At 47.9% G+C, this 17,344-nt stretch carries 13 protein-coding genes, 1 tRNA gene and 1 pseudogene; 6 read left to right on the top strand and 9 right to left on the bottom strand.

Annotated features, from left to right (window positions below; genetic code table 11):
* Nucleotides 1–103: 103 nt before the first annotated feature.
* Nucleotides 104–1,135 carry a cytochrome-c peroxidase gene (locus CWE06_RS07230; protein WP_126792636.1) on the bottom strand — a complete coding sequence of 344 codons (1,032 nt, stop codon included), beginning with the start codon at nt 1,133–1,135 and terminating at the stop codon, nt 104–106.
* A gap of 353 nt (nt 1,136–1,488) precedes the next feature.
* Between CWE06_RS07230 and CWE06_RS07225 the strand changes: the two genes are divergently transcribed.
* From CWE06_RS07225 to CWE06_RS07210, 4 genes are all read left to right on the top strand, one after another.
* On the top strand, nt 1,489–2,409 hold the full coding sequence (locus CWE06_RS07225) for a tetratricopeptide repeat protein (RefSeq protein ID WP_126792634.1): 921 nt from the start codon (nt 1,489–1,491) through the stop codon (nt 2,407–2,409).
* 219 nt (nt 2,410–2,628) lie between these two features.
* Nucleotides 2,629–4,242: a BCCT family transporter gene (locus CWE06_RS07220; RefSeq protein WP_198679069.1), complete on the top strand. Its 1,614-nt coding sequence runs from the start codon at nt 2,629–2,631 to the stop codon at nt 4,240–4,242.
* Nucleotides 4,243–4,250: 8 nt separating this feature from the next.
* Nucleotides 4,251–6,104 carry a DUF294 nucleotidyltransferase-like domain-containing protein gene (locus tag CWE06_RS07215; protein WP_126792630.1) on the top strand — a complete coding sequence of 618 codons (1,854 nt, stop codon included), beginning with the start codon at nt 4,251–4,253 and terminating at the stop codon, nt 6,102–6,104.
* 8 nt (nt 6,105–6,112) lie between these two features.
* Nucleotides 6,113–6,823 carry a 3'-5' exonuclease gene (locus CWE06_RS07210; protein WP_241972508.1) on the top strand — a complete coding sequence of 237 codons (711 nt, stop codon included), beginning with the start codon at nt 6,113–6,115 and terminating at the stop codon, nt 6,821–6,823.
* On the opposite strand, the gene CWE06_RS07205 is transcribed toward CWE06_RS07210, so the two are convergent.
* The 4 genes from CWE06_RS07205 to CWE06_RS07190 form a co-directional block, all read right to left on the bottom strand.
* Nucleotides 6,820–8,505 (bottom strand): hypothetical protein, encoded by a 1,686-nt coding sequence (locus tag CWE06_RS07205; protein WP_126792626.1) that lies wholly within the window; start codon nt 8,503–8,505, stop codon nt 6,820–6,822. The genes CWE06_RS07210 and CWE06_RS07205 overlap by 4 nt on opposite strands.
* A gap of 96 nt (nt 8,506–8,601) precedes the next feature.
* Nucleotides 8,602–9,948: a sodium-dependent transporter gene (locus CWE06_RS07200; RefSeq protein ID WP_126792624.1), complete on the bottom strand. Its 1,347-nt coding sequence runs from the start codon at nt 9,946–9,948 to the stop codon at nt 8,602–8,604.
* 189 nt (nt 9,949–10,137) lie between these two features.
* Nucleotides 10,138–10,593, bottom strand: a complete 456-nt coding sequence (locus CWE06_RS07195) for a YccF domain-containing protein (RefSeq protein WP_126792622.1) — start codon at nt 10,591–10,593, stop codon at nt 10,138–10,140.
* A gap of 98 nt (nt 10,594–10,691) precedes the next feature.
* A complete protein-coding gene (locus tag CWE06_RS07190; protein WP_126792620.1) occupies nt 10,692–11,042 on the bottom strand; it encodes a DUF4870 family protein in 351 nt (116 codons plus the stop codon).
* A 271-nt stretch (nt 11,043–11,313) separates the two neighbouring features.
* Between CWE06_RS07190 and CWE06_RS07185 the strand changes: the two genes are divergently transcribed.
* Nucleotides 11,314–13,503: an OsmC domain/YcaO domain-containing protein gene (locus tag CWE06_RS07185; RefSeq protein ID WP_126792618.1), complete on the top strand. Its 2,190-nt coding sequence runs from the start codon at nt 11,314–11,316 to the stop codon at nt 13,501–13,503.
* 159 nt (nt 13,504–13,662) lie between these two features.
* The gene (locus CWE06_RS07180) at nt 13,663–14,793 is read left to right on the top strand and encodes an NAD(P)/FAD-dependent oxidoreductase (RefSeq protein ID WP_126792616.1); all 1,131 of its coding nucleotides are present in this window, start codon (nt 13,663–13,665) and stop codon (nt 14,791–14,793) included.
* An 88-nt stretch (nt 14,794–14,881) separates the two neighbouring features.
* Here CWE06_RS07180 and CWE06_RS12430 read toward each other — a convergent pair whose 3' ends face one another.
* The 4 genes and pseudogenes from CWE06_RS12430 to CWE06_RS07165 all read right to left on the bottom strand — a co-directional run bounded on the left by CWE06_RS12430 (nt 14,882) and on the right by CWE06_RS07165 (nt 17,254).
* Nucleotides 14,882–15,049, bottom strand: coding sequence for a hypothetical protein (locus CWE06_RS12430; RefSeq protein ID WP_198679065.1), 168 nt, complete (start codon nt 15,047–15,049; stop codon nt 14,882–14,884).
* Nucleotides 15,050–15,102: 53 nt separating this feature from the next.
* Nucleotides 15,103–15,807, bottom strand: a pseudogene (locus CWE06_RS07175) (zeta toxin family protein).
* Nucleotides 15,808–15,861: 54 nt separating this feature from the next.
* Entirely contained in the window at nt 15,862–16,941 is a 1,080-nt protein-coding gene (locus CWE06_RS07170) for an alpha/beta hydrolase (RefSeq protein ID WP_241972516.1), read from the bottom strand.
* Nucleotides 16,942–17,178: 237 nt separating this feature from the next.
* Nucleotides 17,179–17,254: transfer RNA gene (locus CWE06_RS07165), tRNA-Ile, on the bottom strand.
* Nucleotides 17,255–17,344 lie beyond the last annotated feature (90 nt).

Here is a 17,344-nt window from a genome sequence, read left to right as displayed (position 1 = left end):
CCTCTGACAAGAGAGGAAATAACCGTTTAAAAAATAATGACTTAGATAAAATAAAGCCTCAAACCTAGTGGGCTTGAGGCTTCGTTGCTGAATGTACTAGCGATTATTCGCTGTCGAATGGCTTAGGTCGCGGTGTATTCGGTCGCGACGGCGGCAGCAATGGAATAGTGATTTGTGGTTGGTCGCCAGTCAGCGTTTTCATAAAGGCCACCATGTTATCGATGTCTTCTTGCGGCAGTTCTCGCCCCAGCTGCAACTTCGCCATAATATCGGTCGCTTCTTCAAGCGTCCAAACGGCACCGTCGTGGAAGTAAGGATAAGTTTTATCGACGTTCCGCAAGGTTGGCACCTTAAAGGAAAATCGATCCGCGTCTTTGCCAGTTACTTCATAACGCCCCATGGAAGGATTCTCGGTCTGATACTCCTGCACCAAGCCCATGCGGTGGAAATCTCTACCACCGACTGCTTCGCCATAGTGACAGGCTGCACAACCGATTTCCTTGAAGGTTTTATAGCCCCTGAGTTCTTGGGCAGTAAGCGCTTCATCATCACCCAACAGCCACTGGTCAAACCGAGAATTTGGCGTGACCAAAGTTTCTTCGAACACTGCAATCGCGTCTGTCACATGATCAATGGTGATATCGCGCGTTCCGTAGATACCTTCAAATAAATCAACATACTCTGGTATTGAACGAAGAACTTCGATTGCCAATGTATGTGTGTATGCCATTTCGAGTGGGTTATCGATTGGACCCGCAGCTTGCTCAGCTAGCGTTGCAGCTCGTCCATCCCAGAACTGAGCCAAGTTTAAACTTGAATTCAACACAGTTGGCGAGTTAATCGGTCCTTCTTGCCAGTTGTGACCAATCGACGTGGGCAAGTTGTCTGTACCACCACGGCTCAAGTTATGGCATGAGTTACAGGAAATAAAACCTGAACGAGACAGACGCGGTTCGAAGAAAAGCATTTTGCCTAATTCAACTTTTTCAGGCTCGGTTATGACAGCCGGCTGTATCGGCTGAATAGGCTCATTACGCACACTTTGATAGGTTTGTGCATCGAGGGCATTTACTGCGACCGCAGTCGCTCCAAAACACAGCACTCCAATCAATGCGGTTAGGTTCGATTTCTTCATTGTGCGCTCCTCTAGGGACTCAATCTAAAATCAGTTTATCCACATTAAAATAAAGGACATTGACGCACATCAAACTGACTAATTTGTATACTGATAGTCGCTATCAAATTGGCGATGAAAAACCGCCACTTGGCGCAAATGTTAAATAGCTGTAATCCAAAATAAGCAAATTCACTTATACTTATCGCAAGAATACGAAACATTTCGTTGCAATTTTGTAGGGGCAGAACCCGCGACTTCTGTTGACTTTATTTGCTGCTCCTGTGACATTGCCAATTCTAAAACTAGATAACGGAAGAGCCGTTATTTAAGCGTTAAGTTTATTTGGGTTAGAACCCAATGAAGGAGCATATATGAGACTGTCGTTACTCTGCGTTGGCCTCGCTTTTGCGTTTGCAACGAGTAGCTATAGCCCGACTATCACTGCCAACGAAATGGCCAACCCGATTGCGGGAAGCTGTGCTGAAGTCAGTTGTGAAAAGGAAATGCGTCAATTGCTGCGGCTAGCGCGTGGTGGTAGCGGCGATGCGGCCGCGATTGTTGGGATGGCTTACGCAAGTGGCGACGGTTTAGAGCAGAACGACAAAGAAGCAGAGCGCTACATGCGAATTGGCGTGCGCTACAACAGCCCGGTCGCAATGTACATTCTTTCTGACTGGTACTTAAATGGCCACATTGTCGAGCAAGACGTTGAAGAGTCTGTGCGTTTACTCGACTTAGCCATTCGCGGTGAGTACGCCCCTGCTTTGTACAAACGAGCGCTACAATTAATTCGTATCAATGAACCAGAAACGATTGCCGAGGGCGTTGAATTACTCGAGCAGGCTGCGGACAAGAACCTCGTTAGCGCCATGTTTGCTCTGGCTCGCTTAAAACACACAGGTGTCGGTGTCGAACAGGATTTATATGGTGCGGCGGAGCTTTATCGTCAGCTGATCATGGCAGGACATACCGATTCTCGTCATCATGCCCGTCAAATTAGTCGCGAACTGGCTCAGCTAGACGGTGAAACTGACAATGACGAAGTTATCGCACGATTGCTTGAGGCTGAAGGCATGGAACGTATTAGTGTCGTCGGCTCACAAATGAACGTCCATGGTCGCCTCGGCAATTTAGCCAACCGGCTGGCCGCAACGGGTCGCTATGATAGCCGTTCAATCGGCAGTCGGATTCGTGGCGTTAGTTGCGAAGACACCGGAACTAACTGTGGCTCAAGTCGTCCTGAAGCTGGCCAAAGCTCATTGAACGAAGTGTTAACTGGGGTTGTTGAATAGCCTTAAGTTTGACATGCATTCGACAGAAGTTTGACATACATAAAGCGCACTGACTGAGTCAGTGCGTTTTCTTTTCAATAAGTTACGAATTAAATTCGTCCGCTATCTTCCGGCAACTGACGTTGTTAAATTATTCACTGCCGCTATACTTACTAATTCCGCAAAATAAAAGAATAAGGACTGTCCATGAGTTCACCTGAGCAGCACGACAACGATCCCATGAAACCTGACGGGTTAGTGAACCCAATCGATACAGACTACCAAGTCGGTCAAGACAATGTCGTTGTCAAAGTTGGACCTTTTGGCCTTGATATCCACAACCGCGTTTTTGCAATTTCTGGCCTAGCCGTCATCTTGTTCGTCGCCATCACGCTTATTTTCCGCGAACAAGCGGAACCTTTGTTTTCAAGTACACGCGATTGGTTAACTGGAAACTTAGACTGGTTCTTTATTGGCGCTGCCAATATCTTCGTTATTCTCTGCTTGGTACTTATTTTTACCCCGTTGGGCAAAGTAAGACTGGGCGGCACTGAGGCTGACCCGGACTTCTCATATCTCAGCTGGTTTTCCATGTTATTCGCCGCAGGCATGGGCATAGGTCTCATGTTTTATGGTGTTTCTGAACCGATTTCGCACTTTAGCACGGCCTTTGCCGGTGTTGAGGTCGGCAGTGATGGCGCGCGTACTGACTGGGCTCCTCTAGCCGGCGCTGCAGGTGATCCTGAAGCAGCCGCACGCTTAGGGATGGCTGCAACCATTTACCATTGGGCATTACACCCGTGGGCGATTTATGCTGTGCTCGCACTCGGCCTCGCTTTGTTCTCTTTCAATAAAGGCTTACCTCTCACCATTCGTTCAATTTTCTACCCGCTACTTGGTGAGCGCGTGTGGGGTTGGCCTGGTCACATTATTGATATCCTTGCTGTTCTTGCGACGTTATTCGGCCTCGCAACGTCGCTCGGACTTGGCGCTTCGCAAGCAGCTGCTGGCCTAAATCACTTATTTGGGATGCCCGAAGGTGTCGCCATGGAAGTCCTCTTGGTGATCGGCATCACAATTATTGCCCTTGTTTCGGTCATGGCAGGACTTGAGGCAGGTGTGAAGCGCTTATCTGAAATCAATATGACGCTTGCTGCTTTGCTCATGCTGTTCGTTATTATCGTCGGACCAACCTTGGCTATCATCACCGGCTTCTTCCAGAACTTAGTGAGCTACTTACAGTATTTACCCGCTTTAGCAAATCCGGTTGGACGCGCTGATGCAAATTACAGCCAAGGCTGGACAGCCTTCTATTGGGCTTGGTGGATTTCTTGGTCACCGTTTGTTGGTATGTTTATCGCCCGCGTTTCTCGTGGTCGCACCGTGCGTGAGTTCTTATTAGCCGTGCTATTGATACCATCGTTAGCCTGCGTCCTCTGGATGACTGTATTCGGCACCACTGCGATACAGCAATTTATCGGCGGCTATGAGGATGTTGCCAATGCCGCACTGCCGTTACAGCTCTTTACCATGCTCGACGTCTTGCCGTGGGCACAAATCACTTCGTTTATCGGCATTATTCTCGTCGTGGTGTTTTTTGTCACCTCATCAGACTCGGGCTCTCTGGTCATTGACACCATTGCTGCGGGCGGCAAGGTCAACGCGCCAACACCACAGCGTGTATTCTGGTGTACGTTCGAAGGGCTTGTTGCTATCGCACTGATTCTTGGGGGTGGTTTGATCGCCTTGCAAGCGATGGCAGTCTCTGCCGGTTTACCATTTACCATCGTGCTCCTGATGAGCTGTGTGGCGTTGGTGAAAGGGCTCAGTTCTGAACCTCGAATCGATAGTTAACCAAGTACATGCACGCAGAACAAACCGAAATACTGCATTTCCTCGAGCGCTTCGCACCATTTAACATGTTGCCACGCGAAGAGCTCGAGGTCGTTGCAACATCCATAAGTGTTGGCTACGTACGAGCGGAGCAAACAGTCCTCGAATACAATCAAACGATTGACGATCTTCATATCATTCGCAGTGGTGAGGTCGAGGTTTTGCATAAAACCGGCGAGCTCTACAACCGACTTACTGAAGGTGGTTATTTTGGCGAGTTTGGACTATTGCGCAAAGGCCGCGTGCGTTATCCGGTCCGTACCCTTGAGGACACCTTGCTCTACTACTTGCCGCGCGATGTATTTACACGTCTGTTTGATGAGTATGACGACTTCGCAGAAGCGGTCGAAGTCGAAGAACATCGACGCGTACAATTTGCGGTGAAGCAAGACCAACCAAAGCACGACTTGCTCAGCGAAACCATCGATACACTTATCAGCCGCGAAACCGTCACTATCGATGCAAGCAATACCATTCGCGAGGCCGCGGAGTTAATGACCAACGAAGAAGTCTCGTCATTACTTATCATGGATGGTGAGCGCTCACTTCCTGTTGGCATTATTACTGACAAAGATCTCCGCAAACGGGTGTTAGCTGTTGGACGTTCAGACCAAGAGTCTGTCCATACCATCATGAGTAGCGACCTTGTCTTCGTTCAATATAACCAACGTATTTTTGAAGCCATGCTGCTGATGCTGCGCACTAATCTGCATCACTTGCCGGTGCTTAAAAAAGGTCAGTTACTCGGTGTAATTGCTCTATCTGATGTGGTGCGTCACGAGTCAAAAAGTAGTTTGTTTGTGGTCAGTAGTATCTTCAAACAAAACAGCATTGAAGAGCTGCAAACACTTAAAGCCGATGTGCAAGCGAGCTTTGTCCGAATGGTCAATGAAGATGCCAATTCAAGAATGATAGGCGCTTCTATGGCGTCCATTGGACGTAGCTTCAAGCAACGTTTGCTTGAGTTAGCCGAAGCAAAGTTAGGGCCACCACCTGTGCCCTATTGCTTTATTGCGCTCGGGTCGATGGCTCGAGACGAACAAGCGATTGTCACCGACCAAGATAACGCCTTAATTCTTGACGATAGTTACCAACCTAGCCTGCACGATGAGTATTTCGTCGAGCTTGCGCAATATGTCACTGATGGGCTTGATGCATGCGGCTACCCGTATTGTTCTGGTGGCATCATGGCAACTAACCCAGAGTGGCGACAGCCCTTGTCAAAATGGCGGGAATACTTTACTGATTGGATTGAAACACCGACACCCGAGCGCCTTTTGCACAGTAATATATTCTTCGACTTAGATGCTATTTGGGGTGAAAAACACTTCGCTGACGAATTAAACCAACTCATTCAGAAGAGTGCGCCTCGGCATAAGCGCTTTTTAGCAAGCATGGCAAAGAATGCTGTGCAACGCACGCCGCCCCTCGGGTTTTTTAAAGATTTTGTGATGGAAAAAGACGGCAAACAAAATAACAGTATCAATATGAAACGGCGCGGCACGGCCCCGCTGGTTGATCTCGTGCGCGTGCACGCTCTGTCGATTGGTTCAACGCAACGTAATACCTTTGCCCGCTTAGAAGATATCATCGAAGCCAATATCCTGCCCCATGGTCGCGGACCTGACTTGCGTGATGCTTACGAACTGATTGCCATGGTTCGCATTCGACAACAAGCACGAGCGATCGCTGCGGGTGAGGAACCGGACAATAATATTCATCCCGATCAACTCTCCGATTTTGAGCGGAAGACATTAAAAGATGCGTTCCAAATTTTAAGTCATGCGCAAAAATACCTGCGCTTTCGTTACTCAATTCATTAACGATGAGCATGCCATTGAATTGGACTGAACGTTATCAGCATTTAGCTGCAAGCGCACGAGACTCGCGTTTACGTGAGTTTTATCAAGCCGGCATGGTTGCTGCAAACACGCCTATTGCCGAAGCGCCTCTGATTGCAGTTGATTTCGAAACCACCGGGATGGACGCACAGACCCATGGCATTCTGAGTATTGCTATGATTCCGATGACCTTGCAGCGCATTGAACTTCATGCTGCTAAGCAGTGGATCGTTCGCCCTCACGATCCATTAACCGAGAGTTCTGTTGTTATTCATGGAATTACCCATGGAGACATTGCCCAAGCAGCTGATATCACCGACTATTTGGAAGAGATTCTGAAGTTCGCAGCAGGTCGCACGTGGGTTGTGCATTATCGTGGAATCGAACGGCCTTTCTTACAGCAAACACTCCTGAACCGCATTGGCGAAAGTATTGAGTTTCCTGTCATCGATACCATGCAAATTGAAGCACAGCTGCGCCGAAAGCCGCTAACAGCTTGGCAACGATTACTGCAACGAACGAACTTGAAACAGTACCCACAACCTTCGATTCGTTTAGGAGATAGTCGTCAGCGCTACCGGCTACCCTACTACCCTCCTCATGACGCATTAACTGATACGCTGGCCTGTGCCGAGCTGTTGCAAGCGCAGATTGCGCATCACTACAGCCCGGACACACCGATTGGCCAGCTTTGGTATTAGTCTGCAGCCACTTCTTCTAAGTAATCAACCAATTGCACCGCAGTTGCGTCTTCGAGAAGGATAATCGCTAACTGCCGTAAACCTTGATTTAAGCGGGCAACACCATTCATGTTTGCGCGCTGCACACGCCCATTATGGATGGTATAGAAATTCGGATATGATGCGCCGTTCGCTGCATGAGCAGTGTGCAACATGAGTAACTCAGCACCGCCTAACTGCATTATCCGGTAATCATACTGAAAACCGTTTTGCGTCAGCGTGATCCGTTGGTAGTCAGAGTCGACCGTAAATTGGCCTGATTGATAAAGCTGTGGACTGGTCGCTTGCACAATTTCGTTACCAGTCATTTGACTAAATAACTTCGTCGCATTCGCTAGCCCTTGGCTATTCGGGTTAAAGCACACACTTTCGTTCACTGTATTGCGAACCAATATAAGCTCTTCGGGAAAATCGAAGTCATTCAGTTCCGCTAAACCCAACCAAGGGTAAAGCGCGATATTGAACATGTCGCCCGAGGTTTCAACGACTTCAAACCGGACTTCGTGTTCGACGCCGGTCGCTTCACTGATTAACCGATAAGCATCACTTTCGCCGGAGATCGCTTCAATGAGTCGGTAGCTATTGTCGTTGGTATTACTGTTTACCCACTTGTTGTCTTGCAAATGCCAACAACGTTGGTCAACTGGCCGGAAAAAGTCGGAAAGCGCGCCTTTATTAAAGCGAATACCATTGGTTGTCTCTGTCACCCATGCAATTTCGTCAGCCCGCTCATTGTAGACATCGAAGCTTTGACGACTGCTGGTTAAATGAACGAGGTTACCTTCGGTGAGAAAGTTATCTTCAGCAAACACCCGCTGTGACGAACTGAGCAGTTGACGCTCACCCACATAACCAAGATGCATTAAACGCGCTTGCATGGTTGCTGAATCGGCACCGGCGAAAATCGCCTGCAATGCGGCTAAATGATCGTCTGTATAGGCTAATGCTTCTTCTAGCAATGGAAATACGCGATCATTCCCCGTCGCCAGCGCTTCCATAGTCATGACAGTTTCGCCACTGAATAACTGATGGTAAGCGTCATTCGGTGAGTGGAAATAGTTACTGCTAATCATCAAGCGTCCAATGGCATAGCGCTCATTCTGTTCGAATGAACTCAAACTCGCCTCATAGAGTCTCGTCTCAAGAGTCGTTAGCGGGTTGATGTGGCCATTGTAATGGCCGCGCGCTGCCAGCACGATTTCGCCGTTTTCATTGACTAACGCAGAGTCTGCCGCGTTCGCAGCGTCCATGTCAGCAGGAAAGCGCGCAAGAATAAAATGCTCAGGAAAAGCAAACGGCGACTCGACCGTTAAATTAAAACGGCCATTCTCAGCCGTGATTGCGGTCGGACTATCGTCATCACATTGCAAGTCACGCGTGGTATCAATACACACTTCTGCGCCAGCGACTAGGCCGTAATAATGCACGAGGCCATTTAGCGTGTAACTGTAGGTTTGATCGCTGGCTTGTCCTGGGTCTTTTGCTGGTTCAATTAGACCAACAGGTGCATCACCACCGCCACCAGAACCGCCGCCAGTGCCGCCATCATTGCCAGGGTTGTCACTCGAAGATGAACCACCGCACGCAGCTAAAGAAAAAGCGACAAGAGTCGCTAGTAATGAATATTTTGCTTTATTCGACATGAATTTCTCCATTTAGACCAAGCGATACTCCATGCATCGCACTGCTTTTATAAAAAAAGGCGAGTCGAGCTCGCCTTTTAGAGACTGGATATTTAACTATGCAGTAACAAGAAGATACGCGACTGCCAAAATTAGAACAGGTGCCACGACCGCTGCAATAAAGTGGAAGACTTTCGCAAACCAGACCGAGCTTTCTGCTTCGACTTCCGCTTTAATGCGTGGCCAGATAATCCAGCCAACAAAAACTGCAGCAAACATACCGCCTAACGGCATTAACAAGTTCGACGCAACATAATCCATGATATCAAACGGATTACGGCCGAAGATGCTGACATCGGCAAAAACCCCGAACGAGAGCGCTGCCGGAATACCGAGAATTAAGTAGTTTGCCGAAGCAACGATAATCGTGGCCTTCTTACGCGTTAAATTATACTCATCAATTAAGAAGGCTACGGCCGGTTCGAGAATTGAAATCGAAGACGTCACTGCTGCGAACAACAACAGTAAGAAGAAGAGAATGGCAAAGAACTGACCACCCGCCATTTGCGCAAACAATGCTGGCATCGTAATGAAGGTCAAGCCTGGGCCCGCTGCTGGATCTACACCGAAAGCAAATACCGCAGGCAGAATCATAATGCCGGCGAGCACCGCGGCAAGAATTGCAAGCGACGCAATCCATAGGCTCGAGTTGACAATTTTTGTGCCTTTGCCCAGGTACGAACCATAGGCAATCATCAAACCAGCACCGACCGACAATGAAAACACTGCCAAGCCGAGAGCTTCTAAGAACATATGCACGGTGAGCTTTGACCAGTCAGGGGTCACTAAATAAATAAGACCGTCGATCGCGCCTGGCAAGGTTAAGCTGCGGAAGGCGAGGAAAATCATGAGAATGAACAAGACCGGCATTAAGATCTTACAAATCCGTTCGATGCCCGACTGTACCCCGGCAATAACGATAGACACGGTAATACTCAAGAACACTAACGTATAAACCATTGCGGCTAACGGATTACCAATGAAGCCGACAAACATGTTCTCAAGCTCGGCGCCATCGGTTGTAAGAATGTCCCCGCGAACGGCTTCGAATACATAGGCGATGGCCCAGCCGCCGACCACGGAATAGAACCCGAGTATTAAGAATACGCACAGCACCATCATCCAGCCGACGTAGTGCCATTTGCCACCACCTAGCTTACGCAACGCCGACGTTGCGGACCGCTTTGAAATCCGGCCGATCATCATTTCCGACATCATCATGATGATACCGACTGTGAAGACACAAGCTAAATAAACGAGAAGGAAAACACCACCACCGTTTGAACCGGCGACATAGGGGAATTTCCAAATTGCTCCGAGGCCAACAGCTGAACCGGCAGCTGCGAAGATAAATCCAATCTTCGAACCCCAGTTACCGCGGCTATCCGTTGTTACATTTGTCATGTGTAGTGCTCATATTGTTATAGTTTTTAAGGTGAAAATTTTTGCAGCGAAAACATTAAACAGTTTTGCGCTGAATAACTAGCCCTGTGCAGTTCATTCACCGAGGGTACTACACAAGTGGCCGAATAATCTACTGCCGATTGGCTGTAAAGCGCGTCATCAGACGACTTTCATAAAAATTCAAATCGCCTAGCGACGCATAGCTGCGACCCGCTCATCTGCATTTGCTCGCCGGGCTGCATTCGCGACTTCAACATCGACAACGGTCTTACCAATTGGAGCAAGCGCAATGCCAGCCAGTTTAATATGTTGAATTGCAAACGGAATACCGATGATTGTAATGGCTAAAAAACAAGCCGCGATAACATGCCCAAGCGCGAGCCAAAAACCAGCGAGAATAAACCAAATAATATTACCAAGGGTACCAAAGGCGCTGGTACCAATGTCACCACGTTGAGTTAATTCGCGCCGATTAATTGCTTCGCGTCCAAATGGCAAGAACGCAAATTTGCCAAGCACGAAACACGCGCGCCCCCAAGGAATCCCAATAATCGAGACAAATGCCAGCAAAGCGTAGAGCCACCACGCTAAGCCCATAAAAAAACCACCCAGAATAAACCACAGAAGATTGCCGATTGTGCGCATGATTGCTGCCTCTTGTTATTTTATGCCTACAACATAAACCAAGTTCAGCCTAAAACGCACGCAAAAAAATCCCCACTCGAAAGTGGGGAGATTAAAACTTACCAGCCATTAGGCAAAGGTTTATCCTCGTAGAGAAAAATAAAGCCTTTGATTAATCGGTAAGCAACCCAAACTGCATTGCCAAACAATATGACAAAACCAATCAGAATAGGCGTCGTAATAATGCCCACTACCGTTATCCCTAAACTGATCCAAAACGTATGAATTTGCCAATTGAAGTGAGTAGCCACCCATGAGTCGGCAACTTCATTACGTTTCAAATAGTTGAGGATAATTCCAGCCAGACCGCTGACCAAAGTGATGTAACTTGCCGCATATAGCGCATAGATCACCATGGTTAACGTTTTCGGGTTCTTCATGTGTTCTGCAGCATCGCGAACAACATCCATGTTCTTTCTCCTTGTGTTGAGTACAGCTTATTTAGAGGATTAACTAACACCGACAACGACTTCCCAGTGCTTAGATGTGTTCGAGTATAGACATTTGATTTTAAAAATACATAGCAGATCAGTGCTTTACGCAATAGCTTACAAAAGTACTTTGGAACACGTCGAAAAATTCACCGACAAAGAAAGACTAATAGCCGAAAAAACGAGATAATGCGGCACTTTAACGGCTCTAAATTTGAGCCTCAATTCAGCGCAGAAAATTGGCAGCAGCATGGAAATTAAAGTTAACTATCTCGACAACCTTCGTCTTGAAGCAAAATTCGACGATTTCACCGTCATTTCAGACCAACCTATTCGCTATAAAGGCGATGGTTCAGCACCAGGTCCATTTGATTATTTCCTTGCTTCGTCCGCCATGTGTGCCGCGTATTTTGTGAAGGTTTACTGCTTGTCGCGCAATATTCCGACGGAGAATATTCGTTTAGCACAAAACAATATTGTCGACCCAGAAAACCGCTACAAGCAAATCTTTAAGATTCAGGTCGAGCTGCCAGAAGATATTTCTGAACGTGATCGCGAAGGGATTATTCGTTCGATTGATCGATGCACCGTAAAGAAGGTGGTGCAGGAAGGCCCTGACTTTCAAATTGAAGTGGTTGAGAACCTCGATGAAGATGCGCAAGCACTGCTGAGCTTGGCTCCCACTGGTTCTGAGCGCACTTATATTGAAGGTAAAGACGCACCGCTCGAAGACACCATCGCCAATATGAGCAAAATTTTGGCCGACCTTGGCATGAAAATCGAAATCGCGTCGTGGCGCAATATTGTACCCCACGTCTGGTCATTGCATGTACGTGACGCGGCCTCACCAATGTGTTTTACCAACGGCAAAGGTGCAACCAAAGAAAGTGCGTTGTGCTCAGCGTTGGGCGAGTTCATCGAACGTTTGAACTGTAATTTCTTCTACAACGACCAATTTTGGGGTGAAGACATCGCCAATCGCGAATTCGTTCATTACCCGAACGAGCGCTGGTTTGCCCTCGAAGAAGACGATTCGCTTCCGGCCGGCCTGCTCGACGACTATTGCTTGAGTATTTACGATGCCGAAGGTGAGCTCTGCGGATCGCATCTCGTCGACACCAACTCAGGCAACAGCGAACGCGGTATTGTCGCGCTTCCGTATACGCGCCAGTCCGATGGCGAGACCGTTTACATCCCGTCGAATCTGATTGAAAACCTGTTTTTAAGTAACGGTATGAGTGCCGGCAATACGCTTGCAGAAGCGCAGGTGCAGTGTTTATCGGAGATTTTTGAGCGGGCGGTGAAAAAACAAATCATCGAAGAGGAAATCGCACTTCCGGATGTTCCTGCTGAGGTGCTTGCGCGCTATCCGCATCTGGTCGAAGGGATTCAAGCGCTCGAAGCCCAAGGCTTTCCGGTGTTAGTAAAAGACGCGTCCTTAGGTGGCCAGTTCCCTGTTGCTTGCGTGACATTGATGAACCCGCGTACCGGCGGTGTATTTGCTTCATTTGGTGCCCATCCTAGTTTTGCGATCGCACTCGAACGCAGTTTGACCGAGCTTCTGCAAGGCCGCAGTTTTGAGGGCTTAAATGACTTCCAGCCGCCGACATTCAATTCGATGGCAGTGACCGAGCCGAATAACTACGTTGAACATTTTATTGATTCTTCAGGCGTTGTTTCTTGGCGATTCTTCAGTAGTCAAGCCGACTACGAGTTTGTTGATTGGGACTTCTCAGGAAGCAATGACGAAGAAGCTGCAACCTTGTTTTCGATTCTTGCTGACCTCGGCAAAGAAGCGTATATGGCTGTGTATACCGACCTCGGCGCTCCGGTCTGTCGCATTCTAGTGCCGGGCTATTCGGAAGTGTATCCGGTGGAGGATCTGATCTGGGACAACACTAATGTCGCGTTGCAGTATCGAGAAGATATTCTGAATTTGCATCAGTTAGACGACGATGCACTCGCTGATTTAGTCGAACGACTGGAAGAAAGCCAGCTGGATAACTACACCGATATCGTCACCCTAATTGGCATTGAGTTCGACGAAAACACGGTATGGGGACAACTCACCGTACTCGAACTAAAGCTACTCATTTACTTGGCTCTGGGTGAACACGAAGCAGCACTAGAGCTCGTCGAAGCATTTTTACAGTACAACGACAACACCGTTGAGCGCGGCTTGTTCTATCGAGCCATGCAGGCGGTATTGGAAATCGAGCTTGATGAGACACTGTCACAAGACGAATTCGAGCGCAACTTACGACGTATGTTCGGTGACAGCGTCTACGAAGCCGTGCTCGGTTCGGTCAAGGGCAGTGTTCGCTTCCATGGCTTAACACCGACAAATATGCAGCTCGACGGCCTCGATCGGCATTTACGCTTGATTGAGAGCTATAAAAAGCTACACACCGCACGAGCTAGAGCTGCCGGCTTGGCATAAAGCGGTACTAGCGTTTGAAGCAGAAACTAGCGTCTAAAGCAGAAACTAGCGTTTAAAGCAGAAACTAGCGTCTAAAGCAGAAACTAGCGTTTAAAGCAGAAACTAGCGTTTCAGGCCCCACCAATATAAGATAGCTCTAATATTGGTGGGAGGTTAGATATGCGATTTACTGTCATAGGTGCTGGGTTTGCTGCTCTGACAGCAGTTAAAACGTTACGAAAACTAGCGAAAGATGCTGAGATCACGGTCGTGGCTCCGCAAGCAGAGCTCGTTTATCTGCCAAGTATTATTTGGCTGCCCGCAGGCCTGCGAACAGCTGAAGACCTCAAGGTTAACCTCACCAATTTCTTCAAGAAAATGCGCGTGAACTTCATTGCCGGTCGTGTCCAAGGTATCTACGACGGCGGCCGCAGCGTGCATACAGAAGATGACGTCATACATAACGACGCGTTGATTATTGCCAGCGGTGGCCGCTTTATTAAAAAGCTGCCGGGAATCGAGCATGTGATTACACCCTGCGAAGGCATTCCGTCTGGTGAAGCGATTCGCGACCGTCTCGCGGCTATGCAGTCAGGCACCATCGCTCTCGGTTTTGGTGGCAATCCAAATGAACCCGCCGCCATGCGCGGTGGCCCGATGTTCGAGTTTGTCTTCAATATTGAGTGCTTATTGCGTCAACAAGGTCGCCGCGACCAATTTAAGTTGGTGTTCTTTAATCCAAAAGATAAACCGGGGGCACGTTTAGGCCCTGACGTCCCGAGCAAACTCGTCAGCCTGATGCAGAAGAAAGGCGTCGAAACCCACTTAGGTCACAAGATTAACGGTTTTACTGCCAACAGTGTGCAAACTGAAGGCGGTGACATTGCCGCTGACCTGATTCTTTTCATGCCTGGTATGACTGGCCCTGCGTGGCTGGATAACACCTCGCTACCAAAATCTCCTGGCGGCATGATTGTGGCCAACGAACACACCCAAGTTGAAGGCTTTGAGCATGTTTACGTTGCCGGTGACGCAGGTAGCTTCCCCGGCCCAGACTGGCAGCCCAAACAAGCCCACGCCGCCGACATTCAAGCGAAAGTCGCCGCGACCAACGCAGTGCGTTTACTGACAGACGAATCCGCTCATTTAGAGGTCATCCGTCATGAGCTCGTGTGCATTGTCGACACCCTCAGCCATGGCATTTTTATTAAACGGAATGAAAAGGGTTCACGCTTTTTACCACCGCTACGTATCATGCACTACGCCAAGCGCTTCTTTGAAAAACAGTATTTGCGACAGTATCGGGGTTAGAAGTCAGCGATTAGGTCGTGTTTTTCGGGATGAGGTAATTTAAAGACTTTAAACGGCTATAGTTGATGTTAGGCTTAACGCGATTTAACTATTCTTTGTTCTTCGCGTGACGCTCTAACACCTCATTTTGTGCGGCGATGGCTTTCTCAATAACTCGATTGTACACGCGTTTCTTTTCACGCGAACTAGCGTTGCGCACAAAGTCCGAGAGCGTTGAATTTGATTCAGCCTTAGTTCCCAATAATTGTGCCAGCATAATTAACCTCTTAATTCATTCCTAACATTTTTCATACCCTTTGCAAGGGACACTTATAATATCAGCGACTCAAGCTCATTTCGAGTGTATGTTTTCGGCAAGTGATGCTCAATTGCCGTAACGTTATCGTGGTACGAACGGGCGCCGCCTTTATTCGATTTGATTAAAAGATCAACTCTTATGCGACCTCCAAATTCTTGCTTTAGTTCCCGTATTACTTGTTGAGCCCCTAAAAACTGGTGGATGAATATGTCTGGTAAGATCCTTCTTCCCTCTTCTTGCTCGCGAACTTGGACAAACTCCCAAGCAAGTTCGGGAGGTTGATGCACGAACAAAATAAGCACTTCTCTCCGTTTCCGCAATGCTCGCACAATGTTTTTGCGCGCAACTTCAACACTAGATAAAGTGCCGTCGAGCAAGAACGATTGATTATTTTTGAATGCTAGGTCCAAAGTACGCTCAACCACTAGCGACACTGCTGATTGAAATAGAAAAGAGTTATCACCCGTATAGCGGGGGAAGTAAGTGCGTTAATCATCAGGATCAAGTCTGATTACGTTGTTGGCTTCAATTTCGTCTAAGAAAGCTTTCGATGCCTCGGTTTTCCCAGCTCCTAGAGAACCACTCATGAATACTGATACAGGGTTAGCATCGGGAGGATAGCGCTCTTTACTCGTCAGCTGCTTTGCAAGTGCCGTTCTATTCGCCTTAGTATAAACAACAGCCCCATTGCTAATTTCTCGTTCCTCTGGCGTCATCTAGTTCCTCACAAAGTTTTTAATCTGGGTCTCTTTTATTTATAGATTAAAACGCTATTGTGTGTCTCGCTTCAAATTAGCGTTTTGCAACAGGATTTCACTCAAGTACTTGGAGCCGTGCTGTTCTGCGAATTTGACCGCTTTTTCTGACGCATTTAAAGCGGCTGTATAGTTGTCATTCATAGTGTAAGCTGTTGCTAGGCTATCCCATAATATTTCCGAGTACGGGAACGATTGTATACCTGCCTCTAAGATTTCAACGCCCCAAGCGAGTTGCCCTTCATAGGCTGCTTTTAGTCCGTAAACATTGTACTGATGGACTGACATCGGCAGGTTGTAGTCAGCAATTTCAGCGTAGTCTGCATAATAACTGTGGAGCTGCTCGAGCGATTTAACCTCGATCTGAGGAACCGCATTGAAACCCCGAAAGACTGATCGAAGCCCCATTACATTGCCAATTAACGGTGTTGAGTCATGTGTTTCATCAGGAAACCGACGCAGTTCCCATGTTAAATTGGTGTTAGTCAGTTTTCCGATCGCTGCTTCCAAATAATCAAAGCCCTCGGCCATTTCGTCCGGCTCACTGGCCATACTTGCAAACCAGCGAACCTTGGAAATTTCAGCAGTTAGGTTGGCAAGATCATTCAGAATAACGAAGTCGTCCCACCACAAGCTAGGGCTGATTGAAATGGCTGCTTGTATTACATCTGCATGATTTAGCGCGAGGTACGCCGAGTATAATCCGGAAAGCGAATGCCCGGTAACGGTCACGTGCGACGCAATCCGATAGTCTTCACGCAGCTTGGGTAGCAATTCTTCAAACAAGAATTTTGTGTAGTTTTCCGCACCACCCGAGCGACCGGCGAACTGTTCTAATTCTGTCTGGGTGAAATTCAATAGTCGACTATTCGCACTGACACCGACCACGATCATGTCTGGGATTTCAGCGAATGTGCTCATAAACTCAATGTTGCCCGCAATGTGATTAAACTGTGTTGAACCATCCATGACCAAAAGCAACGGATATTCATAGTCTGACGAATGCCGATACGTTTCAGGTAACGCAATCCTGATGGTTGTCGTTTCGCTCAGTCGCTCAGAATAAAATTGGAATGACGTGCTTTCGGCGCACACTGAAGAAAAAAGAAAGACTGAGAGGGTTAGTGCTTTCAGTAACACTTTGAAAAATTTGCACACGCTAATTTACCTTTGGCGTTACTTTTAGAGGGAGTTGAAGAGTAACACAGTGTAGCGGAGTGAAACCAAGTATTGCTGAGATTTGAGATTGGTGGCCCCTCCCAGATTTGAACTGGGGAACTGGTTCGGGTTACAGAGAGTGAGGCGGGTGCTCTTTCTTGGCTATTGCTGAGATGGTGGCCCCTCCCAGATTTGAACTGGGGACCAACCGATTATGAGTCGGGTGCTCTAACCACTGAGCTAAGGGGCCATTTCTTTGGAGTGCACTTTTGTGCGGCGGCAAGTATAACCAAATCTGTGCCAACAAAAAAGCGCCCGCAGGCGCTTTTTCAATCACTTG

Origin of the sequence: Aliidiomarina haloalkalitolerans (assembly GCF_003987315.1) — a bacterium.
Lineage (GTDB): Bacteria > Pseudomonadota > Gammaproteobacteria > Enterobacterales > Alteromonadaceae > Aliidiomarina > Aliidiomarina haloalkalitolerans.
Note: the sequence above shows the minus strand (reverse complement) of the source record. Positions and strands in the feature narration are given on the sequence as shown.